Origin of the sequence: Brevibacterium sanguinis (genome assembly GCF_003315415.1) — a bacterium.
GTDB classification, from domain to species: domain Bacteria; phylum Actinomycetota; class Actinomycetes; order Actinomycetales; family Brevibacteriaceae; genus Brevibacterium; species Brevibacterium celere_A.
The window spans coordinates 120,641-145,782 of record NZ_QNSB01000007.1; the positions used below are offsets into that span (position 1 = coordinate 120,641).

Below are 25,142 nucleotides of genomic sequence, written 5' to 3' on the forward strand. Positions count from 1 at the left end.
GACGCCGGCGCGGGCCGGCAGCGTGCGGGTCGGCCCACTGGTCGGTGCAGCCGCCGGCAGTCGAGAACCGCCCGCAGGTCGGCCGCCCGTGAATGACCGAGGGGCCCGATCCACGGATGGATCGGGCCCCTCGGCGACTGTCGCAGTGATCAGAGAGCGTTGATCTGCTTGGCCAGCTTCGACTTCCGGTTCGCAGCGTTGTTCTTGTGCAGAACACCCTTCGACACGGCCTTGTCGAGCTTGCGGGCGGCGACAGCATAGGCCTGCTGTGCTTCGTCCTTGTTCCCGGCGGCAATGCTCTCGCGGACGGCGCGGACGAGTCCGCGAACCTCGGTCCGGACCGCCTTGTTGCGCAGGCGAGCCTTCTCGTTGGTCTTGATCCGCTTGATCTGTGACTTGATATTAGCCAATTTCAACACTCTTTCGTGTTAGTGGTACATGGTCGTGAGGGCGCATCGGACACGATGTGCTCGTCTCCGCGGGGAAACACATCGACGAATCGGTTCCGACGGCATCTTCACCCGACCTCGGCGAGACACACGCCTTGATGAAGACACAGCTGTTGATCTTACCAGCAGACGGGCACCACGCCGAAATCGCTCATGCCGCCCAGGTCTTCCGATACTGGCTGGGGGACACATGGAGATGCTGGACGAAGGCACCGCGCAGTCCGGCGGACGTGCCGAAGCCGCTCAGCGAGGCGATCCTCTCGATCGAATGGTCGGTGACCTCGAGCAGCTCCTGCGCCCGCCGCAGTCGCTCCTTCAGCAGCCATTCGCCGGGAGTGCAGCCGAGCAGATCGAGGAACCGCCGGGACAGCTGGCGTTCGCTGAGGTGGGCGTGTCGTGCCAGGTCCCTCACCCTGATCGGCTCGCCGAGGTGCCGCCTGGCCCACTGCAGCGTGGATGCCAGCGGGGAATCCGAACCCTCGACGACGGGCGAGAGGATGAATTGGGCCTGGTCGGCGCTCCTGTGCGGGGGAGTGACGAGCCGTCGCGCGAGGGCGTTCGCCGCGGCAGTTCCGTGATCCTGTCGCACCAGCTCCAGACACAGGTCGATGCCCGCCGCAGTCCCGGCCGACGTGAAGACGCGACCGTCCTGGGTGTAGATGACGGTCGGATCGACTTGGACGGCCGGGTAGCGGCGGGCGAGGAGTTCGGCATGCATCCAATGCGTCGTCGCCTTCCTGCCGTCGAGGATCCCGGCTGCGGCGAGGACGAAGGCGCCGGAGCAGATCGACGCGATCCGGGCACCCCGGTGATGAGCGGCCGCCACCGCCTCGACGAGGTCGTGCGGCGCGGCCGCATGCACGTTCGCGCAGGCCGGCACGATGACGGTGTCGGCCTCGGCCAGGGCGTCCAGGCCGAGCGCGTCGATCGCCGCGAACCCGCCGGAGACGACGGCTCCCGGCTCGGTGGCGCAGACGTCTAAGCGATACCAGGGATCGGCGATCTCCGCCCTCTCGATGCCGAACACCTCACAGGGGACGGCGAGCTCGAAGATGGGTGCGCCCGGCATGAGGGCGAGCACCACCCGATGAATGTCGGAATTCTTGAGCATGGTGTCCGTTATGACACTGGCCGACAGAGGTGGCCGAGGCTGGAATGGACGTATGACCGCAGAACCCGCTTCGTCCTCCGGCACGCACCCGACGCCCCCACCCGAACCCCTGCACCGAGGACAGACCATTCCGCTCCGCCTGCGCGGATCGGTCTTCTCCAGGGAACAGCCCTCTACACCTGCGCCATTCTGGGCGCAGGCGTGCTCGTCCTGCCCGGTCAGGTCGCCTCCCAGGCGGGACCGGCGTCGCTCGTGGCCTGGACGCTCAGCGCCGTGCTCGGGATTCCGCTGGCGTTCACCTTCGCCGCTCTGGCCGCGCGAATGCCCGATGCCGGCGGAGTGGCGACCTATGCGGCCCGGGCGTTCGGCCCGACGGCCGGCGCCATCGCCGGCTGGTGGTACTTCATCGCCGTGGCCGTCGGACAGACCGTCGTGCCGCTCACCGCCGGGCACTACCTGTGTGCGGCCCTGGACCTGAGCGGACACTGGGCCCCGGTGTTCGGGATCCTCATCCTCGGTGTCACCGTGTGGGCCAACCTGGCCGGCGTCGCCGTCGGGGCGAGACTGCAGATCGGCCTGGCGCTGGGAGTCGCGGGGATACTCCTCACGGTGATCGTCGTCGCCGTGCCGCAGGTCTCCGGTGCCGCATTCACCCCCTTCGCCCCCACCGGGATCGCCGGAATCGGCCAGGCGGTCGTGGTGCTGTTCTTCGCCTTCGCCGGATGGGAGGCGGTCGCCCACCTGTCGGCGGAGTTCCGTGACGTGCGACGGACTCTGCCGCGCGCCACGCTGCTCACGGTGCTCATCGTCACGGTCCTCTACCTCGGCGTCGCGACTGCCGTGGTCGGAACCGGACCTACGGGGATCCCGGAACCGACCGGATCTCCCTGGGGCTCATCGTCGAAGGCGGATGGGGTGTGGCCGCCTCGGGGGCCGTCGCCGTCGCCGCCGTCGTCATCTGCCTGGGCACGACCCACGCCTTCCTCCACTCGATCTCCCGGCTCGGATCGGCGCTGGGCCGTGACGGCTGGGCGCCCCGGGCGCTGGCCCATGAGAACGCCGAGTCGGTTCCCGTGGTCTCGGTGCTCACCGTCGGGGGCATCGGGACGCTGGGACACCTGGGATCGCTCGTCTTCGGATGGCAGACCGAGCACCTCGTCGTGATCCCGGCGGTGCTCGTGATGACCACCTACCTCATCGGCACCGCCGCCGCCGTGCGCCTGTTCTCCGGCCGCGCTCGCCTCGTCGCCGGGATCGCCCTGGGGTTCCTCGTCGTCACCGTGCCGTTCGCCGGCTGGCACATCCTCATCCCGATCGGCCTCGCGATCGTCGTCGCCCTGGCCGCGTTCAGCGCCCGCCGAGGCTCTTCGCGATGAGGTCGAACACCTCGCGGTCCATGATCGCGCCCTCCCTGCGGATCTCATTCGGGTCCAGCCGGATCACGCGGTCGAGACGCACCTCGGAGGGTCGGCCCTGGCTGTCCCAGGCTCCGCTGCCGACGTTCATCCACCGCGAACGGCCCTCGGAATGGATCTCCCCGAGGCCGCCGGGCACGTGGTCCCTGCTCGTGAGCATGAGCGCGAGAACCCACCGACCGTCCCTGCCGACGATCAGAGCGGGGCGATCCTTGCCCCGGCTGTGGTCCTCCTCGTAGGGGACCCACCCCCAGACGACCTCGCCCGGGTCGGCGTCCCCGTCGAGCCGGGGAGAGTAGGTGGCGCGGACCTCTCCAGGGAAGTCACCGGGATAGCCGGCCGAGGCCGATCGTCCGCGCCCGTCGCCCGCCCGGTCGGCAGGCGAGGGGCGGCCGGGGGACGTCGGTCGCGGTGGGCGCCGGTCGTCGCGCGGTCCCGGTCCTCGTCCCTGCTTGTCCTTCGACTGCGATTCCCTGAGGAACTTCAGTCCTTCATCGATGCCGATCCTGACGGCACGGTTGACCACTGATCTCCAGCTCATGGGCGCCAAGCCTAATCGACGTAGTCGAGAACCGCCTCGACCGGGAAATGGTCGGAGGGGAAGTCGCCGTCGTCCGAGTGCGTGTTGATCCGAGTGGAGCGCGCCCGGAGTCCCGGGCCAGTGAGGATCCAGTCGATGCGGGGGGCGCCGGCCCGCGGACCGCGGTAACGGTGGAAGGTTCCGATGTCCTCACCCGGGGCGTCGACGGCCGAATCCCGCAGCCCGAGCTCCGTGCAGAAGAGGTCGTACACGGGGGAGCCCGTGGCGACGTTGAAGTCGCCCGTGACGACGAGACGGTCGCTCGCCTCGGCGATCTTCGCGGCCATGATCTTCCCGGACTCCAGCCGGGCGTGCTCGGACTTGTGGTCGAGGTGGGTGTTGAGCAGTCGCACCCCATGACCGGTGATGAGGTCGGTGAAGTCGACCGTGGTCAGGGTGCGGGCGTGGGAGACGCCCCACGACTCCGAGGCGACCGTCTCGGGGGACTCCGAGAGCCAGGAGATGTCGACGGCCTCGACCTCGAACCGGGAGGAGTCGGCGATCACGGCGGTGAACTCACCGGCATTGCCGCCCGCATGACCCTCCCCGAGCCAGATGTACTCAGCGGGGAGGAGCTCGATGAGCGACTCCAGCTGATCGAGCTCTCCCTCCTGGGTGCCGATGAGATGGGGGTGCGCGGCGGCGATGAGCTCGGCGGCGATCGGCAGCCGCGTGGCGACCGGATGACCATCGGCGGCGGGGTACCTGAGGTTGAAGCTCATGACGGAGAATTCGCTCATGTCCCCATCCTGCGGATTCCGGGCTGGTTGGCAACTCATGGAACAATGGAGGTTCTGGTCTCAAGTCGAAAGGGCGTCCATGTCACCTCAGGTGAATATGCAAGCACTGCAGCGGATCTCACCGTCCGCCACCTCACCCGAGCTGATCCGCAATTTCTGCATCATCGCTCATATCGACCACGGCAAGTCGACACTGGCCGACCGGATGCTCCAGATCACCGGAGTCGTCCAGCCGCGCGACATGCGCGCCCAGTACCTCGACCGGATGGACATCGAACGTGAACGCGGCATCACCATCAAGTCCCAGGCCGTGCGCATGCCCTGGGAGACCGATGGCACCCCCTACGCGCTCAACATGATCGACACCCCCGGGCACGTCGACTTCAGCTACGAGGTCTCCCGGTCGCTCGCCGCCTGCGAGGGCACCCTGCTGCTCGTCGACGCCGCGCAGGGCATCGAAGCCCAGACCCTGGCCAATCTCTACATGGCCATGGAGAACGAGCTGACGATCATCCCCGTGCTCAACAAGATCGACCTGCCCGCGGCCCAGCCCGACAAGTACGCCGAGGAGCTCGCGAACCTCATCGGCTGTGAGCCCGACGACTGCCTCCGCGTGTCCGGGAAGACGGGGGAGGGCGTCGAGGCGGTCCTCGACCGCATCATCACCGACATCCCGGCCCCCGTCGGCGACGCCGGGGCCCCCGCCCGCGCGATGATCTTCGACTCCGTCTACGACACCTACCGCGGCGTCGTCACCTACGTGCGCCTCGTCGACGGGGCACTGGCCCCGCGCGAGAAGATCGCGATGATGTCGACCGGCACGACGCATGAGCTCCTCGAGATCGGCGTGTCCTCACCGGAGCCGAACGCCTCCAAGGGCCTCGGGGTCGGCGAGGTGGGCTACCTCATCACCGGGGTCAAGGACGTCCGCCAGTCCAAGGTCGGCGACACCGTGACCCTGGCCGGGCGGCCCGCGACGCAGGCGCTGCCCGGGTATCAGGAGCCGAAGCCGATGGTCTTCTCCGGACTGTTCCCCATCGACGGTTCGGACTACCCGGTCCTGCGCGACGCCCTCGACAAGCTCAAGCTCAACGACGCCGCCCTCGTCTACGAACCCGAGACCTCGACGGCGCTCGGCTTCGGCTTCCGCTGTGGATTCCTCGGCCTGCTCCACCTCGAGATCGTCCGCGAGCGGCTCGAACGCGAGTTCGACCTCGACCTCATCTCCACCGCACCCTCGGTGATCTACGAGGTGACGATGGAGGATCGCTCGGAGGTCACGGTGACCAACCCGAGCGAGTACCCCATGGGCAAGATCCGGGAGGTCCGCGAGCCGATGGTCAAGGCCACGATCCTCACCCCGAGCGACTACATCGGCGCGGTCATGGAGCTGTGCCAGACGAAGCGCGGCAAGCTCCAGGGCATGGACTACCTGTCCTCGGACCGGGTGGAGATCCGCTACCGCCTGCCGCTGGCCGAGATCGTCTTCGACTTCTTCGACCAGCTCAAGTCCCGGACCAAGGGCTACGCCTCTCTCGACTACCAGGACGACGGTCAGGACGCCGCGGACCTCGTCAAGGTCGACATCCTCCTCCACGGCGACACTGTCGACGCGTTCTCCGCGATCGTCCACCGCGACAACGCGTACTCCTACGGCGTGCTCATGGCGGGCAAGCTGCGCAAGCTCATCCCGCGCCAGCAGTTCGAGGTGCCGATCCAGGCCGCGATCGGCTCCCGCATCATCGCCCGCGAGACCATCCGCGCGATCCGCAAGGACGTGCTCTCCAAGTGCTACGGCGGCGACATCAGCCGCAAGCGCAAGCTGCTCGAGAAGCAGAAGGAGGGCAAGAAGAGGATGAAGATGGTCGGCAGCGTGGAGGTTCCGCAGGAGGCCTTCATCGCCGCCCTGTCCTCTGACGAGCCCGATGCGAAGAAGGACGCCAAGAAGTAGGTGCCGGCCCAACCCGACGGAGACATCCCTCCGCTCGACGGCTCCCTCCCGGCCTCTGCCGGTGCGGGGGCTCACGAGCGGAGCCTGAGCCTCTACATCCACGTCCCGTACTGCCGGGTCCGCTGCGGCTACTGCGACTTCAACACGTACACCGCCGAGGACCTCGGCCCCGGCGCCTCGCGGGAGGACTACCGCGCCAACCTCGCCCGTGAGCTCGATCTCTCCGTTCGCACCCTCGCCGAGGTGGGGGCCGGGAATCGTGAGATCGCGACGGTCTTCTTCGGCGGAGGCACGCCCACCCTCCTCGACGCGGATGTGCTCGCCGGGGTCATGGACGACATCCGGGCCCGCCACCGCCTGACGGCCGACGTCGAGGTGACGACCGAGGCGAACCCGGACACGCTCACCCCCGGATACATCGAGACCCTGGCCCGGTCCGGCTTCACCCGCATCTCCCTGGGGATGCAGTCGGCGGTCCCCCATGTGCTCGCGACCCTCGACCGGACCCACGATCCGGTGAAGATCCCGGAGGTCTCGCGGTGGATCAAGGAGGCCGGTCTGGAGCTCAGCCTCGACCTCATCTACGGCACGCCGGGGGAGTCGATCGACGACTGGCACCGGTCCCTCGAGGTGGCGCTGGACAACGAGGTCGACCACATCTCCGCCTACTCACTCATCGTCGAACCGGGGACCAAGATGGGCGCGATGGTCCGCCGTGGACAGCTGCCGATGCCCGACGAGGACGATCTGGCGGACAAGTACGAGATCGCCGACGCCGCGATGACCGCCGCGGGGCTGACCTGGTACGAAGTGAGCAACTGGTCGACCTCGGCGCAGACCCGCTGCGAGCACAACATGGCCTACTGGCGCAACGCCGACTGGTGGGGCTTCGGCCCGGGAGCCCATTCGCACATCGGCGGAGTCCGATTCTGGAACGCCAAACACCCCCGTGCCTGGGCGGACCGGCTGCTCGCGGGCAGCTCGCCGGCGATCGGCCGTGAGGTGCTGGGGGAGACGACCCAGGAGATCGAGCGCATCATGCTCGCCGCGCGCATCGACTCGGAGCTCAGGCTCGAGACCCTGGCGCCGGGCAGCGAGGCCGCGATCCGCCAGTTCCTCTCCCAGGGACTGCTCGACCCCGCGGCCGCCGCGGACGGACGGTTCTCGCCCACCCTGCAGGGCAGGCTGCTCGCTGACCACATGGTCCGCGTCCTCACCGACTACGTCGCCTGACCGCCGGGTCCGAGCACCCCGGCCGGTCCGCGGAGCGCGAACCCCGACCGATCGTCGGACCGGGAACCCCGGCCGGTCGCCGGACCAGGACCCCCCACTCGGCGGGGCGCTGACGATCGCGCCGCGGGCAGCACAGCGCCCCTCGGTCTCGGTAACCGTCCGAGCCCGAGGGGCGCTGTCGTCACGTGTGCTCCTCGCGGGAGCCGGGGTCACTCCGAGGCAGCCGAGGTCACTTGACGAAGTTGAAGGTCATCGGGAACTTGTAGCCCTCTCCCTTGTTCGCGGCGACCGCGGCGATGATGTAGAGGATGGCGTAGACGAGGGGGATGAGGAACGCCAGGTAGACGATGAACACCCCCAGCCCGAAGGTGACGAGGGCGACGATCACCGCGATGATCCCGAGCACCACGGAGGCTGCGAACGTGATGATCATGTTCGTGATCCAGGCGTTGAGCCCCTGCCGGGTGTGCTCACGGACGAAGGGCGATTCGTCCTTCTTCACGAGGAACATGATGAGCGGGAGGAAGCCGATGAAGATCGCGCCGACATGCGTCCACAGGGCAGTCGTCCGCTCGGACTCGCCGGCGTTCCAGAACTGCGCCGAGCCGGCGCCGTAGGCGTGCGCGGGCAGCGCCTGGGAATTGAACAGCGCAGGATCGGCCCACCCCGTGCCGGCGTGGATCCCGTAGTTCTGCGCGCCCTGGTACTGCTGCTGCGAGCCGTACTGCTGTCCCGGCTGTCCGTACTGGGGCCCCGACCCGTACTGCTGACTCGCACCGTAGTCGGGCTGGGAGCCGTAGCCGGGCTGCTGACCGGGCTGGGAGCCGTGTCCCTGCTGCTGTCCGTACTGCTGCTGGGAGCCGTACTGCTGTTGCGAGCCGTACTGCTGCCCCGGCTGTCCGTACTGGGGCCCCGAGCCGTACTGCTGCGAGCCGCTGTTCGGCTGCGAGCCGTACTGCGGCTGCGAGCCGTACTGCTGGGGGCCGTTGGCCTGCTGGCCGTTCGCATAGGGCTGCTGGGGTCCAGAAGCCTGAGAGTAGTTGGGCGGCATCGGACGGGACTGGCCGGAGCCCGGATGCTGGGGGTTCTGTGACATGAGGTTCCTTTCAGAGCTTCTGCACATTCACATTAGCCCACTCGTGACGACGCGGGCCATGTTCTCCGTGCCGATACGGTCACAAGTCCTCTGTGCCCGAAGGGTCACGAGGAGGCCGGCTCAATCGACCGTGACGAAGTCGATGAGCTCCTCGACCCGTCCCGACAGGGTCGGCTCGACATCGGCGATCGTGGTGACCCGCCCGAGGATCCGGGCCCATGCCCGGGCGACGTCACGGTGGTCGCCATGGGGCCAGCCGATCCGCCGCAGGACACCGGTCTTCCAGTCCTCGCCGCGCGGCACTTCGGGCCAGCGATCGATCCCGACGACCTGCGGCTTGACCGCCTGCCAGATGTCGACGTAGGGGTGGCCGATGATATGGACGACATCGCGATGACGGGGGTCGGCGCGGACCGCCTCGGCGATCCTCGACTCCTTCGTCCCCGCGACGAGGTGGTCGGCGAGGATCCCGACCCGGTGCTCCCTGTCCGGGGCGAACTCGGCAAGCTTCTCGCCGACGTCGTCGAGCCCGCCGAGGGGCTCGACGACGACTCCCTCGATCCTCAGGTCGTCGCCCCAGATCTTCTCGACGAGCTCGGCGTCGTGCTTGCCCTCGACCCAGATGCGTGAACCGCGCGCCACTCTCGCCCGGGCCCCGGCCACCGCCCGTGACCCCGAGGCCGTGCGCTGCGGTGCCGCCTTCCTCTTCGTCGGCAGCCGCACGTCGACCGGACGGCCCTCGAGGAGGAAGCCGGGGCCCAGGGGGAACGCGCGGACCGAGCCGCGGCGGTCCTCGAGGTTGACGATGACTCCCGCGGTCGTCTTCTGCGCACCGACGACAGCGCCCACGTACCCGCTCATGGCATCCTCGAGCACCATCCCGAGGGCGAGCTCGACGGGTTCGGACTTCTTCGGGCGGTGGGACGAGGGCGAGAGCACATCGGATCCATAGCGATCAAAGGTATTCACAACGGCTCACCCTAACGAAGGGACGAGCCTGTCCGGCGCTGACCCGCTGGGGACCGGCCAAAGTGAAATCGGAATCGAAGGGGAGTAGAATTGGCACTCAGGATTCGCGAGTGCCAGACCGTGAGCGTCCGTGCGAGACCGCAGATGCCGGACCGCGGCTGTCGGTCCGGACGATCGTCAGGGCGGGGAGGGATGAGATGAACGAGAGCAGACGTGCGCAGGTGCTGCGCGCGATCGTCGAGGACTTCGTGGCCACCAACGAACCCGTCGGCTCGAAGGCGATCGTCCAGCGCCACACCCTCGGAGTCTCACCCGCGACGATCCGCAACGACATGGCCGCCCTCGAGCAGGAGGGCTACATCGCCCAGCCGCACACCTCGGCCGGGCGCATCCCCACGGACCTCGGGTACCGCACGTTCGTCGACCACCTCGAGGAGTTCAAACCGCTGAGCCAGGCCGAGCGGCGCGCGATCTCCCAGCTCATCGACCGCAACGTCGACCTCGACGACATGCTCGAACGCACCGTGCGCGTCCTCGCGGGACTCACTCACCAGGTCGCGCTCATCCAGTACCCGTCCGTGTCGATGGCGCGGATCAAGCACATCGAGGTCGTCGGTCTGGCCCCGAGCCGGATCCTCGTCGTCCTCATCACCGACGCGGGACAGGTCGAGCAGAAGATCGTCGCGACCAGCCGGTCCGTCGACGAGGAGGAGCTGCACACCGTCCGCGACCGGATCAACTCCGAGTTCTCCGGACGTAAGCTCTCCCACGTCATGGCCGACCACCCCGACCGCGAGGCGACCGAGGATTCGGAATCGTCGGCACCGGACTCACCCCTCGCCGAGGTGCTCGCGAGCATCCGTGCCGCGGTCGCGGATCTCGTCGCGGCGTCCCGCGAGGAGCGCATCATCATGGCCGGCACCGCGAACCTCGCCCGATCGGGCAAGGAGTTCGGGGAGAAGATGGCCCCCATCCTCGAGGCCTTCGAGGAGCAGGTCGTCCTGCTGCGTCTGCTCACCTCCATGGCCGAGGACCAGGCGGAGATCAGTGTCCGCATCGGCCGTGAGAACTCTCACGAGTCGTTCAGCTCGACATCGCTCGTCGCCGCGGAATATGGTCAGGAGTCGGGGTCCTCGGCCCGGTTGGCCGTGCTCGGGCCGACCCGAATGGACTACCCGATGACCATCTCCGCAGTCAGAGCCGTCGCGAAGTACGTGTCCTCGGCGCTCGAGCGATCATGAGGACCGGCGAATCCCCACTGCACGTGAACCATCCACACCATCAGGGAGAGAGAAGTTTCTGTGGCCGATCACTATGAAACACTCGGAGTGTCCAAGGACGCTTCGGCGGCTGAAATCAAGAAGGCCTATCTGAAGCTGGCCAGGAAGTACCACCCCGACGTCAACCCGGGGCACGGAGACGAGTTCAAGGCCATCTCCCTCGCGTACGACGTCCTCTCCGATCCGGAGAAGCGGCGCAACTACGACATGGGCGGCGGAGAGAACGGGCAGGGCTTCCCCTCCGGCGGCTTCGGCGGGTTCGGGGACATCTTCGAGACGTTCTTCGGCGGTGGAGCCGGCTCCGCGGGCGGACCGATCCCACGCGTGCAGCGGGGCAAGGACGCCCTCGTCGGCGTCAACGTCGACCTGAGGACCGCGGCCTTCGGCGGCACCGTCGACCTCGACGTCACGACCGCGGTCGTCTGCGACACCTGCTCCGGCGCCGGCACCCAGGAGGGCACGTCGGTCGAGACGTGCTCGCTGTGCCACGGCTCCGGCAGCATCCAGCGGATGACGCGCACCCTGCTCGGGCAGATGGTGACCAACCAGACCTGCAACAACTGCCACGGCTTCGGGACCGTCATCCCGCACCCCTGCCTCAACTGTCAGGGCGACGGTCGCGTCCGCAAGCAGCGGACGATGAAGATCCGTGTGCCCGCAGGCGTCTCCGACGGCACCCGGATCCAGCTCTCCTCCCAGGGTGAGGTCGGACCCGGCGGCGGTCCGGCCGGCGACCTCTTCGTCGAGGTCATGGTCGCCCGGCACGAGGTGTTCCAGCGAGACGGCGACAACCTGCGGGCATCGATCTCCGTGCCGATGACCGCCGCGGCCCTCGGTGCCTCGATCCCGTTCGAGACCTTCGACGGCTCCCAGGACATCACGATCGAGCCCGGAACCCAGTCGGGAACCGTCGTCAAGCTCGCCGGACTCGGCGCCAAGCGCCTGCGCTCGGAGACCCGCGGCGACCTCCTCATCACCGTCGAGGTCCTCACCCCCGAGCACCTCGGCGACGAGGAGCGGGAGCTGCTCGTCCAGCTCGCGAAGCTGCGCGGCGAGGAGACCCCGCGCGCGCAGATCACCTCGCAGAACCGCGGAATGTTCTCCCGCATGCGTGAGAAGTTCGCCGGGCGGTGAGCCTTCCCGTCTTCCTCGCCGCTGAGGCCGCCCGTGCCGAGGTCGGCGACAGCCTCGTCCTCGGTGAGGATGTGGCCGGGCACGCAGTGCGGGTCCGCCGGCTCTCTCCCGGTGAGGAGCTCGACCTCGTCGACGGAGAGGGCGCCCGGGCCCGGGCGAGGATCGCCGCCGCGTCGGCGCACGAGCTCAGCGTCGAGGTCACCGCGGTGACCCGCACCCCGCCGTCGACGCCGGCCCTCGTGCTCGTCCAGGCGCTGGCCAAGGGCGATCGCGACCTCCAGGCGATCGAGCAGGCGACGGAGATCGGCGTCGACGAGGTCGTCCCCTGGGCGGCGGAGCGCTCGATCGCGGACTGGCCCGAGAAGAAGCGGGACAAGATGGCCACGAAATGGGAGAACCTGCTGCGAGCCGCCTCCCTCCAGGCCCGCCGGTCCCGATTCCCGATCCTCCACGGACTCGTCCGCGGCACTCGCCTCCTGGCCGTCCTGACCGAGACCGATCGCATCTTCGTGCTCCACGAGTCCGCCGGGACCAGGCTCTCCGAGGCGGTGGCCGATGTCCGCGACGGACAGTCCGGACGCGTCGTCCTCGTCGTCGGACCCGAGGGCGGGATCTCCGAGGCAGAGCTCGCAGCGCTGAGCGCCGTCGGGGCGACTCCCGTCCTGCTGGGCCCGACGATCCTCCGGTCCTCCTCGGCCGGCCCGGCCGGTCTCGTCATGGCCCAGTGCGCGCTGGGCCGATGGTGACGGCGACAACCCCTGTCCCACCGGTGTGGAGGACGCCCCGCGACGGGAGCCGCGACGAAGTAGGATAGTGGCAGGCACACGTGAGCAACCGATACGCAAAGGACCATCCTGAACACCTCCTCCCACCCCACCGACTCCGAGACGCCGACGACTGACGCAGCAGTGAGCGACGCCGCCCCGGGCACCGGCGCGGCCGCCTCCCCGCACGGTGCCGACAGCGACACCGTGCGGCTGGTCATCCCCGACTCCATCGACCTCGTCGAGTTCTTCGGCCCGGGCGAGTCCAACGTCCGCCAGCTCGAACGGGTGTTCCCGGGGCTCGATCTGCACGTGCGTGCCAATCAGGTCCAGGTCAGCGGCCACCCCGAGGAGGTCGCCCGCTTCGTCGCCCTCATCGGCGAGCTGAAGAAGCTCCACGGATCCGGGCACCGCATCGACGAGGAGACGATCGAGCGCGTCTCGTCGTTCTCCGCCGAGGGCAAGGCCGCCTCGGCGGTGCTGGGGACGAACATCCTCTCCACCCGGGGCAGGTCGATCCGTCCGAAGACCATGGGCCAGCACGACTATGTCAAGGCGATCCGCAACCACACGATCACCTTCGGCATCGGTCCCGCGGGCACCGGCAAGACGTACCTGGCCATGGCGATGGCCGTCAACGCCCTCCAGCACAAGGAGGTCTCGCGGATCATCCTCACCCGTCCCGCCGTCGAGGCGGGCGAGCGCCTGGGATTCCTGCCCGGGACGCTCAACGAGAAGATCGACCCGTACGTCCGGCCCCTCTACGACGCCCTGCACGACATGGTCGACCCCGAGTCGATCCCCACCCTCATCGAGACCGGGACGATCGAGGTCGCGCCCCTGGCCTACATGCGCGGGCGCACCCTCAACGACGCCTTCATCATCCTCGACGAGGCCCAGAACACCACCGGCGAGCAGATGAAGATGTTCCTCACGCGCCTCGGCTTCGGCTCGCGGATGGTTGTGACCGGGGACGTCTCGCAGATCGATCTGCCCGGCAGCACCCGCAGCGGACTCAAGGTCGTCCAGGAGATCCTCGACGGGATCGAGGACCTCCGGTTCTGCCACCTCGGCTCCAAGGACGTGGTCCGGCACTCCCTGGTGACGAAGATCGTCGACGCCTACGACCTGTGGGGAGCAGCGCAGTGAACACCGAGATCTCCAACGAAACGGACGCCCCCATCGACCTCGACGAGGTCGTCGCCCTCACCGAGTACCTCGGCACGGCCCTCCACATGCACCCGGGGGCCGAGCTCGCGGTGACGATGGTCGACGCCACGGCGATGGAGGAGCTCCACCTGACGTGGATGGACCTCGAGGGACCCACCGACGTCATGTCGTTCCCGATGGACCAGCTGAGCCAGGGGCGCGCGGATGCCCCGACCGAGGGCCAGATGGGCGACATCGTCATCTGCCCCGAGGTGGCCGCCCGCCAGGCCGCGGCCGCCGGGCACTCGACGATGGACGAGATCCTCCTGCTCACCGTCCACGGCTTCCTCCACCTGCTCGGATACGACCACGGTGAGCCCGAGGAGCGCGAGGAGATGTTCGCCCTCCAGCGGCATCTGCTCCTGACGTTCTTCGCCGCCCGCTACGACGGCCGCACCGACATCCCCTCGCCGACCGAGGTCTGAGCGTGGTCTGGCTGTTCCTGGGCGCGGCCCTGTGCCTCGTCATCGCCGCGGCGCTGGCCGCGGTCGACGCCGCCCTGCTCAACGTCTCGCACAACGCGATCGAGGAGGCGAAGGAGGAGGGGAGACCGGGAGCGCTGCGGGTGGAGCGGATCATCGCCGACCTCCCGACGAACATCAACGTCGTCATCTTCGTCCGGCTCTTCCTCGAGGCCATGGCCACGGTGCTCATCGTCCTCGCCTATGCGTCGGTCCACGCCGTCGGACCGCTCATGGTCATCCTCTCCGTGCTCACCTCGTCGATCGCCGTCTTCATCGTCGCCGGGGTCTCGCCGCGGACGATCGGACGCCGGCGGTCGCTGGCCGTGTGCCTCAACCTCGGCTGGTTCGTGTCCGTCCTCCTCGTCGTCCTCAAACCGCTGACGCGGGTCCTCGTGTGGCTGGGGAACCTGCTCACCCCGGACCGGGTGTACAAGGACGGCCCGTTCGTCACCTCCGACCAGCTGCGCGATCTCGTCGAGCGGGCGAGCGAATCGGACGTCATCGAGGACGGCGAACGCGAGATGATCCAGTCCGTGTTCACCCTCTCCGAGACCTCGGCGAAGCAGGTCATGGTTCCGCGCACAGACCTCGTCACCGTCATCTCCGGAACGCCGCTCAACAAGGTGATGAACCTGTTCCTGCGGTCGGGCTTCTCCCGGATCCCGATCAGCGGCGAGGACCTCGACGACATCGAGGGCGTGGCGTACCTCAAGGACGTCGCCCGTCGTCTCCACGTCCATCCCGAGGACGCCGAGCGGCCCGTCGACATCCTCGCGCGCCCGGTTCTCTTCGTGCCCGAGACGAAGCCCGCCGACGAGCTGCTCGCCCAGATGCAGGTCGACTCGACCCATCTGGCGATCCTCGTCGACGAGTACGGCGGCACCGCCGGCCTGGTGACGATCGAGGACATCGTCGAGGAGATCGTCGGGGAGATCGAGGACGAGTACGACACCGCGGACGACGAGCTCGTCGCCGCCGACGACGGCAGCTTCATCGTCAACACCCGGATGTCGATCACCGACTTCGCCGACCACTTCGACGTGCGCATCGACGTCGACGACGTCAACAGCGTCGGAGGACTGCTCACGACGCTCATCGGCCGGGTGCCCATCGCCGGATCGACGGCCGAGATCGGCCGGCTGCGCATCACGGCGCTCGAGGGCCAGGGCCGCAGGCACCGCATCACCCACGTCTCAGTGACCAAGGAAGAGGACTGACATGGAATTTCGCACGGACTATCCCGAGGACTTCCGAGCCGGCTTCGCCTGCTTCGTGGGTCGGCCGAACACCGGCAAGTCGACGCTGACCAACGCACTCGTGGGGGAGAAGGTGGCGATCACCTCGGCGAAGCCCCAGACGACCCGCCACACGATCCGCGGCATCGTCCACCGCGACGACCACCAGCTCATCCTCGTCGACACCCCCGGCCTGCACCGGCCCCGGACCCTGCTCGGCTCCAGGCTCAACGACCTCGTCGCGGCCACCCTCAGCGAGGTCGACGTCATCGGGTTCTGCCTGCCGGCCGATGAGGCCATCGGGCCCGGCGACAGGTGCATCGCCTCGCAGCTCGAGCTGCTCGACGGGAGGACCCCGATCGTCGCCCTCGTCACGAAGGTCGACAAGGTGCCCCAGGAGCAGGTCGCCGAGGCGCTGCTGGCCGTCGGCGAGCTCGCGGACTTCGCCGACGTCGTCCCCGTCTCCGCCGTCGACGGCTTCCAGGTCGACACGGTCGACACGGTGCTCACCTCCTACCTGCCCACATCACCGCCGCTCTATCCCGAGGGCGACCTCACCGATGAGCCCGAGGAGGTGATGATCGCCGAGCTCGTGCGCGAGGCGGCGCTCGAGGGCGTGCGCGACGAGCTCCCGCACTCCCTGGCCGTCCAGGTCGAGGAGATGTACCCGCGGGAGGGGCGCAGCGAGGACAATCCGCTGTGGAACATCCACGTCAACCTCTACGTCGAGCGGCCGAGCCAGAAGGCGATCATCATCGGCAAGGGCGGCAGCCGGCTCAAGGAGATCGGCTCCGAGTCCCGGCGCGGCATCGAGGCGCTGCTCGGGACGAAGGTCTACCTCGACCTGCACGTCAAAGTCGCCAAGGACTGGCAGCGCGACCCCAAGCAGCTCGGCCGACTGGGCTTCGACTTCAGCTGACCGGGCGGGCGTGGCGGCGGGCCACGGGGAGCGGTTGCCCGGCTCCGCCGCGCCTGCAATACACTGGGGCGGGTGAATGCTCAGCAGACTCTGATCGCGCTCAGCGACCGCCATCCCCAGGTCGCCCCCGACGAGCTCATCGCGGGACTCGTCCCGCCTCCGCAGTTCGAGGACGTGTCCTTCGCCAGCTATCGCACCGACGACTCCGAACCGTCGCAGGCGAGGGCACGGAACAAGCTCGAGGAGTTCGTCGCGGACTCGCGGTCGGGAGGCTTCCTCTCCAAGCTCTTCGGCAAGGGCAAGGAGGGACCGAAGGGCGTCTACCTCGACGGCGGCTACGGTGTCGGCAAGACCCACCTGCTCGCCTCCGCCTGGCATGCGAACGAGAAGCCGGCGACCTTCGGCACCTTCGTCGAGTACACGAACCTCGTCGGGGCGCTCGGCTTCGCCCGCGCCCGCGACGACCTGTCGGCGATGAAGCTCGTCTGCATCGACGAGTTCGAACTCGACGATCCCGGAGACACCGTCCTCATGTCGCGGCTGATGCGCGAGCTCACGGACGCCGGGGTGAAGATCATCGCGACGTCGAACACCCTTCCCGGCGCTCTCGGCGAAGGGCGCTTCGCCGCTCAGGACTTCCTCCGCGAGATCCAGGCGCTGGCCGATCAGTTCGAGGTCTATCGGATCGACGGTCAGGACTACCGGCACCGCGGGCTGAGCGAACCCGCCCGTCCCGTTCCCGCCGACCAGCTCGACGAGCGCACGGCGGATCTCGAGGGCGTCGTCGCCCGAGACGACTTCGCGATCCTGCTCGAGCATCTCGCGACCGTCCACCCCTCGCGCTACGGCCGGATGGTCGACGGCGTCGACGCCGCCGTGTGGGAGGACGTCGAGACGATCGATGGAGAGAACGTGGCGCTGAGATTCGTCGCGCTGGTCGATCGGCTCTACGACCGCGATGTCCGCATCGTCAACTCCGGGCAGGCCCTCGACAAGGTCTTCACACCCGAGGCGATCTCCGGCGGCTACCGGAAGAAGTACCTGCGATGCCTCTCGCGCCTGACCGCGCTCTCGTCGAAGACCGACTGATCCGACGCCGCGGAGGCGGTGGTCGCCGGCGAGACCTCGTCGAATGCGGGCTCACTGGAGGTCGAGCCGGCGCAGGACCTCGAGCTCGGGCACCCAGTGCGGCAGCCCGATGAGGCGCACCACCGCCCAGACGACGACCGCGACGAAGGCGAGGGTCACCGCGCCCACCGTCCAGCGCACCCAGACCGGCTGCGCCATGATCCACCGGCTCCATCTCTCCACATTGGTGCGCACGAACTGGAGCACGTGGCGGGCCCAATGGAACTCGGTCGAGATGACGAACAGGCCGATGATGACGATGAGCCACCCCGGGCCGGGCAGGGGGACGAGGGCGAGTCCGATGAGCACGACGAACGCGCCCAGGAGCGCGACGACCACCCGATAGGCCAGAGCCGTATGGGGCTTGGCCATGACGAGGGACCGCCACCGCAGGAAGGCCAGACGAAGCTGACGCCAAGGCCGGCGACCGTGCTTGTGAGAGCGCGAGAGCCACCCTCGCGGCCTCTGTCTCCGGGGACTTCCATTCACGGATTCAATAGTGGACCACCAGCCTGAAAGCTTGATCCGGGACTGTGAGCACGATCACTCCGTTTCGATTTTGCCAATGAGCCGACCTCCGTATAGAGTTATATCTCGTTGCCGGGGAAACCAGGCAGCGAAACGCGGATGTGGCTCAGTTGGTAGAGCATCACCTTGCCAAGGTGAGGGTCGCGGGTTCGAGTCCCGTCATCCGCTCGGAGGCGTCATGGCACTGCCTTGGCGGTGGCGTGGCCGAGAGGCGAGGCAGCGGCCTGCAAAGCCGTTTACACGGGTTCGAATCCCGTCGCCACCTCAGATCTCCCGACGGGGCACCGCCGGGAATCAGCGCGATTGGCGCAGCGGTAGCGCGCTTCCTTCACACGGAAGAGGTCACTGGTTCGATCCCAGTATCGCGCACAGGGACCCCAGTGGTTCCGGTGCAACAAATGAATAGAGCGCGATTGGCGCAGCGGTAGCGCGCTTCCCTGACACGGAAGAGGTCACTGGTTCGATCCCAGTATCGCGCACATGGGGAACCCCGGGCAGACGCTCGGGGTTCCGTGCATTCACCGGCTGCTCGGCCCCGACATTCGCGTCAAGGCGGGTTCCCGGGAGTCCGGGCGGGCGCCACGCTCGTCGAGCTGTTTCAGAACTGCAACCCTGCCCGCACGGTCGAACCGGGCCGGGTGCTAGTACCCTTGGGTACAGTAATCGTCACCACAGACTTCGGAGCCCTCATGTCAACTCCTCAGAATCCCTATGAGCCGAACCGCGGCACGGGGAATCAGAACTCCAACGACCAGTCCTCGAGCGGCTCCTCGCCCGTCAACGGAGGTCAGGGCGATGGCGGGTCGCAGCCGCAGTACGGTACCTCGGGCGGGAGCTCCGACCAGCCGACTCGCGCGTACGAGTCGAACCAGTCCCAGGATCCGACGCAGCAGTACGGCTCCGCGCCGCAGTACGGATCGTCTCCCCAGTACGGCTCGCAGCCGAACTACGGCGGCCAGAACGACTCCTATGGTCAGAGCGGTCAGGGCGACTCCTACGGCCAGAGCGATTCGCAGGGATACGGGCAAGGCTCGTACGGCCAGAACCAGTACGATCCCCACCAGTACGGCGGGGGATCGGGCCAGGGCGGATACGACCAGAACCAGTACGCGCAGCAGCCGGCCTACGCGGCCGCGGGCGGGGGATCCGACCAGTTCATCCCGGCCAACCCGAATTCCGGCTACGGCTCCTACCCTCCCGGCAGCATGGGCGGGAACACCTCGAAGAACATCTGGGGGATCCTCGCCCTCATCGGCGGCATCGTCGGCATCGTCCTGTCGTGGGCGATCTTCGGCGCGATCTTCGGCATCGCCGGCCTGATCTTCGGCTTCATCGGCCTCGGTGCGGTGAAGAAGGGCCTCGCCACCAACCGCGGCCTCAACATCTGGGGCATCATCCTCAGCGGCGTGGCGATCCTGCTCTCGATCGTCTTCCTCATCGGCTACATCGCCTTCGGCGCATGGGTCTTCAACGAGGGGTCGAAGGCCATCGACAGCTACTCTCCCACCGCCCCGGCCCCTGTCGATCCCTCCCAGCCCGGCTTCGAGTCGCCCGACTCCGGTGACTCCTCCGGCACCGACGCGGCTCCGGCTCCCGTCGAAGGCGGCGAGGTGGAGATCGGCACCGACGTGACGGCTGCTGTCAGCGTCGCTTCCGGCACCGTCGATGAGTACGCTGTCGGAGCCGAGTCGACCAACGGCGAGGTCGCCGTCGTCTCGATGACGGTCAAGAACAACAGCAGCTCAGAGCTTGATTTGTCCCTCTCGAGCATTCAGGCGGAGAACGGAAGCGGAGCGACGTATCAGGACGTCTTCGACGGGAGCAAGTACCAGGGAATCCTCGCCTTCGCCGATCCCGTGCCGGCCGGCGGCGAGAAGACCTACGAGTTCGCCTTCGGCGTCCCCGCCTCGGAGGTCGATCAGCTCCATCTGAAGTTCTCCCTGTTCGAGGACCTCGGCAAGGGCACGGAATTCGAGTTCAGCAAGGCCGCCTGACCTCCTCGGCGCACCGGTCGGCGGCGCGCCCTCAGCCCTGATCCCGGGCTCGAACCGACACCTCACTTGGGTGGCAGTCGTCGACTGCCACCCAAGTGGTTTGGTACTAGACTCTAAGAGCGACTCAACCCCAACGTGAACGATCGGAGAGAATCAGTGGCAGACGGCATTGACTGCGCGGGCGAGAACATCCCCTGGAAAGAGGGTCTGACCGGGACCGACGTGTTCTCCACGGACCGCACGGTCGTTGCCATGTGGCTCAACGACGAGCAGGCCGACCTCAGCCGGGGACTTCGCCCCGGCGACCGGATCGCTCCCATCACGATCGATTCCCCGGCAGGACTCGACATCCTCCGCCACTCGGCCGCCCACGTCACCGCGCAGGCCGTCCAGGAGCTGTTCCCGGGCACGAAGCTCGGCATCGGTCCCTACATCACCGACGGCTACTACTACGACTTCGACGTGGCCGAGCCCTTCACCCCGGACGACCTCAAGGCCATCCAGAAGAAGGCCGCGCAGATCGTCAAGTCCGGCCAGACGTTCAACCGGGTCGTCGTCGACGACGACGAAGCGCGTCGCCGGATGGCCGACGAGCCGTACAAGCTCGAGCTCATCGCCGACAAGGGCGCCGGGGACGACGAGTCCGCGGCGGTCGAGGTCGGCGCCGGCGAGCTCACCGTCTACGAGAACGTCGATCGCAAGGGCGAGGTCGTGTGGCAGGACCTGTGCCGCGGTCCCCACCTGCCGAACACGAAGCTCATCGGCAACGGATTCGCCATCACCCGCTCCTCGGCGGCCTACTGGCGCGGGGATCAGGCCAACGCGAGCCTCCAGCGCGTCTACGGCACCGCATGGGCGTCGAAGGACGATCTCAAGGCCTACCAGGACCGCATCGCCGAGGCGGAGCGCCGCGACCACCGCAAGCTCGGTGCGGAGCTCGACCTGTTCTCGTTCCCCGAGGAGCTCGGCTCCGGTCTGCCCGTGTTCCATCCCAAGGGCGGAGTCATCAAACGGGAGATGGAGGACTACGTCCGCGCCCGCCACATCGAGGAGGGCTTCGAGTACGTCGGCACCCCGCACATCTCGAAGGAGTCCCTGTACTACACCTCGGGCCACCTGCCGTACTACGGCGACAGCATGTTTCCGGCCCTGGCCGTCGACGAAGTGCGTGACGAGTCCGGTGAGATCGTCAAGGAGGGCACCGCCTATCGGCTCAAGGCGATGAACTGCCCCATGCACAACCTCATCTACCGGTCCCGCGGGCGCTCCTACCGTGAACTGCCGCTGCGGCTGTTCGAGTTCGGCACCGTGTACCGCAACGAGGCCTCCGGGGTCGTGCACGGGCTGACCCGTGTCCGCGCCCTGACCCAGGACGACTCGCATTCCTATGTGACCCAGGAGGACGCCCCGAACGAGATCCGGCATCTGCTGGGCTTCGTGCTCAGCCTGCTGAGGGACTTCGGGCTCGATGACTTCTACCTCGAGCTGTCCACCCGTGACGAGGACGGGAAGAAGAAGGACAAGTTCATCGGCTCCGACGAGCAGTGGGCGGAGGCCACCAAGGTCCTCGAGGACGTGGCCCGGGAGACGGGGCTCGAACTCGTCCCGGACCCCGGCGGCGCCGCGTTCTACGGACCCAAGGTCTCCGTCCAGGCCCGCGACGCGATCGGTCGGACCTGGCAGATGTCGACTGTCCAGCTCGACTTCAACCAGCCCGAGCGCTTCGGCCTGGAGTACCAGGCCTCGGACGGCACCCGGAAGCAGCCCGTGATGATCCACTCGGCGAAGTTCGGGTCGATCGAGCGGTTCCTCGGCGTCCTCACGGAGCACTACGCCGGGGCGTTCCCCGTCTGGCTCTCGCCCGTCCAGGTCACCTGCATCCCCGTGGCCGAGGAGTTCAACGACTATCTCGCCGAGGTGGCCGCCAAGCTCAGGGCCGCCGGTGTGCGGGTCGAGATCGACGACAGCGACGACCGGTTCCCGAAGAAGATCCGCAACGCCTCGAAGTCGAAGGTGCCCTTCACCCTCATCGCCGGCGGCGACGACCGCGACGCCGGCGCCGTGTCGTTCCGGTTCCGCAGCGGTGAGCAGGACAACGGCGTGCCCGTCGACGAGGCGATCGCCCGCATCCTCTCGGCGATCGAGACGAAGGCCCAGGTATGACCCCTGGCACCGGTGCCGGGGCCGGTCCTGACGCGGATGCGCAGGACCGCCTCGTCGAGGACGGCGTCGACTTCGAAGCCGCCGCCGGGTACCCGGGGGAGCCCGACGGGTTCCAGCGGCTGTGGACTCCGCACCGGATGGTCTACATCGGCGGGCAGGACAAGCCGAAGGACTCGGGGATCGCCGAGTGCCCCTTCTGCGCGTCCCCGACGAAGTCCGACGCCGAGGGCCTCATCGTCGCTCGCGGCGACGAGGTGTACGCGGTCCTCAACCTCTACCCGTACAACCCGGGCCACCTGCTCATCTGCCCGTATCGTCACGTCGCCGACTACACCGAGCTGACGGACAGCGAGACGATGGAACTCGCCCGCTTCACCCAGAAGGCGATGAGCGTCATCCGCGCCGTGTCCTCCCCGCACGGCTTCAACCTCGGTATGAACCAGGGGGGAGTGGCCGGCGCCGGCATCGCCGCTCACCTCCACCAGCACGTGGTTCCCCGGTGGGGCGGAGACGCGAACTTCCTGCCGATCGTCGCGCAGACCAAGGCTCTGCCGCAGGTGCACGCCGATGTGCAGGCCGCGCTGTCCAAGGAATGGAACGGATGAACCCCGAAGACCTCGATTCCCTCGCCGAGTACACATCCCCAGTGGTCCGCGACGACGACGTCGTCATCGCGATCTCCCGACCCGACCTCGAGACGAACAGCTACCTGTCCCAGCTGTACTCGTTCTCCGCGGAACGGCCGGTGCGGATCAGCCACGGCTGGCACGACTCGGCCCCGCTCCTCGCGGGTGAGTGGGCCGGATACCTCAGCGCACGCCGCGGGGAGCCCGCCCAGCTCTGCGTCGGGCCCAGCCTGGAAGCCGCGCATCGGATCACCGACCAGCACCTCGGCGTGAACGAGTTCGCCCTCGACGGGCGGGCCGGGCGAGCCCTCTACGTGGCCCGCGTCGGCGAGCGGGGACGCTACGGCGAGGATCCGGACATCCCCGCCGCCGAGGAGGCGCCGCGACGGATCACGGCCTCGGCCTACCTCAGCAACGGGATCGGGTACACGAGGGACCGGCCGGCCCGGGCGTTCCTCGTCGACCTCGTCGATCCCGGGCTCGGCAGATCGGGCATCGAGGGGTCCGGCGTCGTGCCGGACTCGACGAGGCTCGCCACTCCCGACTCCGACGTCCACGACCCGCAGTTCTCGCCGAGCGGCGCCCTGACCAGCGTCATCGCCGACGTCACGCCCGACCCCGGCAGCCCGAGCCTCGCGACGACGGTCTGGCTGCTCGGCATGGACGCCCCGCGGCCGATCGACCTGCCCCGAATGAGCGTCAAGCTCCACCGGTGGATCGACGACGAGACGCTCCTGCTCGTCGCCTCAGATCTCACCGACCACGAGCTCGACTTCGTCGCCCAGATGCCGGGACTCTTCCTGCACTCCCTGAGCTCGGGCACGACGAGGCGGCTGACCGACCCCGAGACGGTGGCCGTGGCCCAGATCCCCCCGGTGGCCATCACCGCGAGCGCCCACAGCGGCACCGTCGACTCGGTCGTGGCCGTCGTCGAGACCGACGGGGCCGCACGGGTCGTGCGCGTTCCGCTCGACGCCGAGGCGGTGCCCGCGACCGCTCTCGACTTCGTCACCGACCCGGTCACCGTGGTCACCGGCTTCACCGTCGACGGCCGTGACGTGGTCTGCACGGCGGTGACGGCGACCAAGCCCTCCGTCCTCGTGCGCACCCCGCTGCACGGCCGCTCCGGCTCCGTCGTGCTCCAGGAGCACCCGGCTCCGACCGCATCGGTCCTGCCCACGGTCCTCAAGGTCGAGGGCGAGGGCGGGACGATCACCGGGTGGCTGGCGACGCCTGCCGGCGACGGGCCCTTCCCCGTCGTGCTCAACATCCACGGCGGACCGTTCGCGCAGCACACCCACGGATGGTTCGACGAGACCCAGGTGCTCACCTCGGCGGGCTTCGCCGTGGTCTACGCGAATCCGCGGGGATCGGGAGGACGCACGCGCACCTGGGGCCGAGCGGTGCAGGGGAACATGGCCGAACCCGCGATGGCCGATGTCCTCGCGGTCCTCGACCATGCCCTGGCCCACCATTCCGCTCTCGACCCGACCCGCCTCGGCGTGCAGGGCGGATCCTACGGCGGATTCCTCACGGCGATGATCACCGCGCACGATCATCGCTTCCGGGCTGCGATCGTCGAGCGCGGATACCTCAGCCCCGACAGCTTCGTCGGCACCTCCGACATCGGGCGCTACTTCACCGAGGAGTACACGACCCGGGACCGCGCCGCCATCGACCGGCAGTCGCCGCTGGCGCACGCCGGAGACGTCCGGACTCCCACGCTCGTCATGCATTCCGAACTCGACCATCGCTGCCCGCTCGAACAGGCGCAGCAGTATTATGCGGCGCTGCAGCGGGCCGGCGTGCCGACCGAGCTGCTCATCTTCCCGGGGGAGAACCACGAGCTCTCCCGCTCGGGGCAGCCGCGCCACCGCAGGCAGCGCTTCGAGGCGATCCTCGAGTGGTGGCAGCGCCACCTCGCCGCAGATCGGCCCGAGCCGGCTGTGGACGAGCCTGCCGAAACCGGTGCGGCGTCGATCGCATCGGCCGGTGCGGGAGCGGCCTCGTCTGTGGATGCGGGCGCGGCCTCGGCCGAGTCGACGCCGTTGCCCGGGGGAACCCTGGGAGCGGACGCCATCGATGAGATCGACTCGCTCGTGTCCTCGGAATCGACGGGAACCGCACCTCAGCCCTCAGCGGATCGCTGACCCC

At 68.3% G+C, this 25,142-nt stretch carries 23 protein-coding genes and 4 tRNA genes; 20 read left to right on the plus strand and 7 right to left on the minus strand.

Annotated features, from left to right (window positions below; all coding sequences use genetic code 11):
- Window positions 1-149: 149 nt before the first annotated feature.
- Complete coding sequence (gene rpsT, locus DFO65_RS11510) at window positions 150-410, minus strand: 30S ribosomal protein S20 (protein WP_113904578.1); 261 nt, start codon at window positions 408-410, stop codon at window positions 150-152.
- A gap of 190 nt (window positions 411-600) precedes the next feature.
- The gene (locus DFO65_RS11515; RefSeq protein ID WP_181778707.1) at window positions 601-1,560 is read right to left on the minus strand and encodes a GlxA family transcriptional regulator; all 960 of its coding nucleotides are present in this window, start codon (window positions 1,558-1,560) and stop codon (window positions 601-603) included.
- Here DFO65_RS11515 and DFO65_RS11520 point away from each other — a divergent pair.
- Together DFO65_RS11520 and DFO65_RS11525 are read left to right on the plus strand one after the other, a co-directional pair.
- Entirely contained in the window at window positions 1,537-2,724 is a 1,188-nt protein-coding gene (locus DFO65_RS11520; RefSeq protein ID WP_113904579.1) for an APC family permease, read from the plus strand. The two genes, DFO65_RS11515 and DFO65_RS11520, sit on opposite strands and share 24 nt — an antisense overlap.
- 17 nt (window positions 2,725-2,741) lie before the next feature.
- Complete coding sequence (locus tag DFO65_RS11525; protein WP_147233343.1) at window positions 2,742-2,936, plus strand: hypothetical protein; 195 nt, start codon at window positions 2,742-2,744, stop codon at window positions 2,934-2,936.
- Here the strand turns inward: DFO65_RS11525 and DFO65_RS11530 are convergent.
- Both DFO65_RS11530 and DFO65_RS11535 read right to left on the minus strand, forming a co-directional pair.
- Window positions 2,908-3,516 carry a type II toxin-antitoxin system PemK/MazF family toxin gene (locus DFO65_RS11530; protein WP_113904581.1) on the minus strand — a complete coding sequence of 203 codons (609 nt, stop codon included), beginning with the start codon at window positions 3,514-3,516 and terminating at the stop codon, window positions 2,908-2,910. The genes DFO65_RS11525 and DFO65_RS11530 overlap by 29 nt on opposite strands.
- Window positions 3,517-3,527: 11 nt before the next feature.
- Window positions 3,528-4,295, minus strand: a complete 768-nt coding sequence (locus DFO65_RS11535; protein WP_113904582.1) for an endonuclease/exonuclease/phosphatase family protein — start codon at window positions 4,293-4,295, stop codon at window positions 3,528-3,530.
- A 97-nt stretch (window positions 4,296-4,392) separates the two neighbouring features.
- Between DFO65_RS11535 and lepA the strand changes: the two genes are divergently transcribed.
- The gene (lepA, locus tag DFO65_RS11540; RefSeq protein ID WP_147233345.1) at window positions 4,393-6,246 is read left to right on the plus strand and encodes a translation elongation factor 4; all 1,854 of its coding nucleotides are present in this window, start codon (window positions 4,393-4,395) and stop codon (window positions 6,244-6,246) included.
- Window positions 6,247-7,479 (plus strand): radical SAM family heme chaperone HemW, encoded by a 1,233-nt coding sequence (gene hemW, locus DFO65_RS11545; RefSeq protein ID WP_113904584.1) that lies wholly within the window; start codon window positions 6,247-6,249, stop codon window positions 7,477-7,479.
- Between the two features lie 229 nt (window positions 7,480-7,708).
- Here the strand turns inward: hemW and DFO65_RS17395 are convergent, their stop codons facing one another.
- The gene (locus DFO65_RS17395) at window positions 7,709-8,575 is read right to left on the minus strand and encodes a DUF4870 domain-containing protein (protein WP_113904585.1); all 867 of its coding nucleotides are present in this window, start codon (window positions 8,573-8,575) and stop codon (window positions 7,709-7,711) included.
- Between the two features lie 120 nt (window positions 8,576-8,695).
- On the minus strand, window positions 8,696-9,544 hold the full coding sequence (locus DFO65_RS11555) for a DUF3097 family protein (RefSeq protein ID WP_113904586.1): 849 nt from the start codon (window positions 9,542-9,544) through the stop codon (window positions 8,696-8,698).
- A 197-nt stretch (window positions 9,545-9,741) separates the two neighbouring features.
- Between DFO65_RS11555 and hrcA the strand changes: the two genes are divergently transcribed.
- The 8 genes from hrcA to zapE all read left to right on the plus strand — a co-directional run bounded on the left by hrcA (window position 9,742) and on the right by zapE (window position 17,638).
- Window positions 9,742-10,785, plus strand: a complete 1,044-nt coding sequence (hrcA, locus tag DFO65_RS11560; protein WP_113904674.1) for a heat-inducible transcriptional repressor HrcA — start codon at window positions 9,742-9,744, stop codon at window positions 10,783-10,785.
- Window positions 10,786-10,845: 60 nt separating this feature from the next.
- On the plus strand, window positions 10,846-11,958 hold the full coding sequence (gene dnaJ / locus DFO65_RS11565; protein ID WP_113904587.1) for a molecular chaperone DnaJ: 1,113 nt from the start codon (window positions 10,846-10,848) through the stop codon (window positions 11,956-11,958).
- On the plus strand, window positions 11,955-12,704 hold the full coding sequence (locus DFO65_RS11570; protein ID WP_113904588.1) for a 16S rRNA (uracil(1498)-N(3))-methyltransferase: 750 nt from the start codon (window positions 11,955-11,957) through the stop codon (window positions 12,702-12,704). The genes dnaJ and DFO65_RS11570 overlap by 4 nt, the downstream gene beginning before the upstream one ends.
- 162 nt (window positions 12,705-12,866) lie before the next feature.
- Window positions 12,867-13,871 (plus strand): PhoH family protein, encoded by a 1,005-nt coding sequence (locus tag DFO65_RS11575; protein ID WP_245940661.1) that lies wholly within the window; start codon window positions 12,867-12,869, stop codon window positions 13,869-13,871.
- Window positions 13,868-14,356 carry an rRNA maturation RNase YbeY gene (gene ybeY / locus DFO65_RS11580; RefSeq protein ID WP_113904590.1) on the plus strand — a complete coding sequence of 163 codons (489 nt, stop codon included), beginning with the start codon at window positions 13,868-13,870 and terminating at the stop codon, window positions 14,354-14,356. Before DFO65_RS11575 ends, ybeY begins: the two co-directional genes overlap by 4 nt.
- A gap of 2 nt (window positions 14,357-14,358) precedes the next feature.
- Window positions 14,359-15,612 (plus strand): hemolysin family protein, encoded by a 1,254-nt coding sequence (locus tag DFO65_RS11585; RefSeq protein WP_113904591.1) that lies wholly within the window; start codon window positions 14,359-14,361, stop codon window positions 15,610-15,612.
- A gap of 1 nt (window position 15,613) precedes the next feature.
- Window positions 15,614-16,549 (plus strand): GTPase Era, encoded by a 936-nt coding sequence (era, locus tag DFO65_RS11590; RefSeq protein WP_113904592.1) that lies wholly within the window; start codon window positions 15,614-15,616, stop codon window positions 16,547-16,549.
- A 72-nt stretch (window positions 16,550-16,621) separates the two neighbouring features.
- Window positions 16,622-17,638 carry a cell division protein ZapE gene (zapE, locus tag DFO65_RS11595; RefSeq protein WP_113904593.1) on the plus strand — a complete coding sequence of 339 codons (1,017 nt, stop codon included), beginning with the start codon at window positions 16,622-16,624 and terminating at the stop codon, window positions 17,636-17,638.
- Window positions 17,639-17,689: 51 nt separating this feature from the next.
- On the opposite strand, the gene DFO65_RS11600 is transcribed toward zapE, so the two are convergent.
- Entirely contained in the window at window positions 17,690-18,049 is a 360-nt protein-coding gene (locus tag DFO65_RS11600; RefSeq protein ID WP_113904594.1) for a TIGR02611 family protein, read from the minus strand.
- Between the two features lie 251 nt (window positions 18,050-18,300).
- On the opposite strand from DFO65_RS11600, the gene DFO65_RS11605 reads away from it, so the two are divergent.
- The 8 genes from DFO65_RS11605 (at window position 18,301) to DFO65_RS11640 (ending at window position 25,138) form a co-directional block, all read left to right on the plus strand.
- Window positions 18,301-18,373 (plus strand) — tRNA-Gly (locus DFO65_RS11605).
- Window positions 18,374-18,399: 26 nt separating this feature from the next.
- Window positions 18,400-18,470: transfer RNA gene (locus DFO65_RS11610), tRNA-Cys, on the plus strand.
- Between the two features lie 32 nt (window positions 18,471-18,502).
- Window positions 18,503-18,574, plus strand: a tRNA-Val gene (locus DFO65_RS11615).
- A 38-nt stretch (window positions 18,575-18,612) separates the two neighbouring features.
- A tRNA-Val gene (locus DFO65_RS11620) sits at window positions 18,613-18,684 on the plus strand.
- 210 nt (window positions 18,685-18,894) lie between these two features.
- Entirely contained in the window at window positions 18,895-20,199 is a 1,305-nt protein-coding gene (locus DFO65_RS11625; protein WP_113904595.1) for a DUF4190 domain-containing protein, read from the plus strand.
- A gap of 156 nt (window positions 20,200-20,355) precedes the next feature.
- Window positions 20,356-22,362 (plus strand): threonine--tRNA ligase, encoded by a 2,007-nt coding sequence (gene thrS / locus DFO65_RS11630; RefSeq protein ID WP_113904596.1) that lies wholly within the window; start codon window positions 20,356-20,358, stop codon window positions 22,360-22,362.
- Window positions 22,359-22,967, plus strand: a complete 609-nt coding sequence (locus DFO65_RS11635) for an HIT family protein (protein WP_113904597.1) — start codon at window positions 22,359-22,361, stop codon at window positions 22,965-22,967. The genes thrS and DFO65_RS11635 overlap by 4 nt, the downstream gene beginning before the upstream one ends.
- Complete coding sequence (locus DFO65_RS11640; protein WP_113904598.1) at window positions 22,964-25,138, plus strand: alpha/beta hydrolase family protein; 2,175 nt, start codon at window positions 22,964-22,966, stop codon at window positions 25,136-25,138. The genes DFO65_RS11635 and DFO65_RS11640 overlap by 4 nt, the downstream gene beginning before the upstream one ends.
- The last annotated feature ends 4 nt before the right edge of the window (window positions 25,139-25,142 follow it).

Coding starts and splice junctions, on each gene's coding strand:
- DFO65_RS11520 (WP_113904579.1), top strand. CDS start 1,537: ATGAATGTCGGAATTCTTGAGCATGGTGTCCGTTATGACACTGGCCGA.
- DFO65_RS11515 (WP_181778707.1), bottom strand. CDS start 1,560: ATGCTCAAGAATTCCGACATTCATCGGGTGGTGCTCGCCCTCATGCCG.
- DFO65_RS11525 (WP_147233343.1), top strand. CDS start 2,742: ATGACCACCTACCTCATCGGCACCGCCGCCGCCGTGCGCCTGTTCTCC.
- DFO65_RS11530 (WP_113904581.1), bottom strand. CDS start 3,516: ATGAGCTGGAGATCAGTGGTCAACCGTGCCGTCAGGATCGGCATCGAT.
- DFO65_RS11535 (WP_113904582.1), bottom strand. CDS start 4,295: ATGAGCGAATTCTCCGTCATGAGCTTCAACCTCAGGTACCCCGCCGCC.
- lepA (WP_147233345.1), top strand. CDS start 4,393: ATGCAAGCACTGCAGCGGATCTCACCGTCCGCCACCTCACCCGAGCTG.
- DFO65_RS17395 (WP_113904585.1), bottom strand. CDS start 8,575: ATGTCACAGAACCCCCAGCATCCGGGCTCCGGCCAGTCCCGTCCGATG.
- hrcA (WP_113904674.1), top strand. CDS start 9,742: ATGAACGAGAGCAGACGTGCGCAGGTGCTGCGCGCGATCGTCGAGGAC.
- era (WP_113904592.1), top strand. CDS start 15,614: ATGGAATTTCGCACGGACTATCCCGAGGACTTCCGAGCCGGCTTCGCC.
- DFO65_RS11600 (WP_113904594.1), bottom strand. CDS start 18,049: ATGGCCAAGCCCCATACGGCTCTGGCCTATCGGGTGGTCGTCGCGCTC.
- DFO65_RS11625 (WP_113904595.1), top strand. CDS start 18,895: ATGTCAACTCCTCAGAATCCCTATGAGCCGAACCGCGGCACGGGGAAT.
- DFO65_RS11635 (WP_113904597.1), top strand. CDS start 22,359: ATGACCCCTGGCACCGGTGCCGGGGCCGGTCCTGACGCGGATGCGCAG.
- DFO65_RS11640 (WP_113904598.1), top strand. CDS start 22,964: ATGAACCCCGAAGACCTCGATTCCCTCGCCGAGTACACATCCCCAGTG.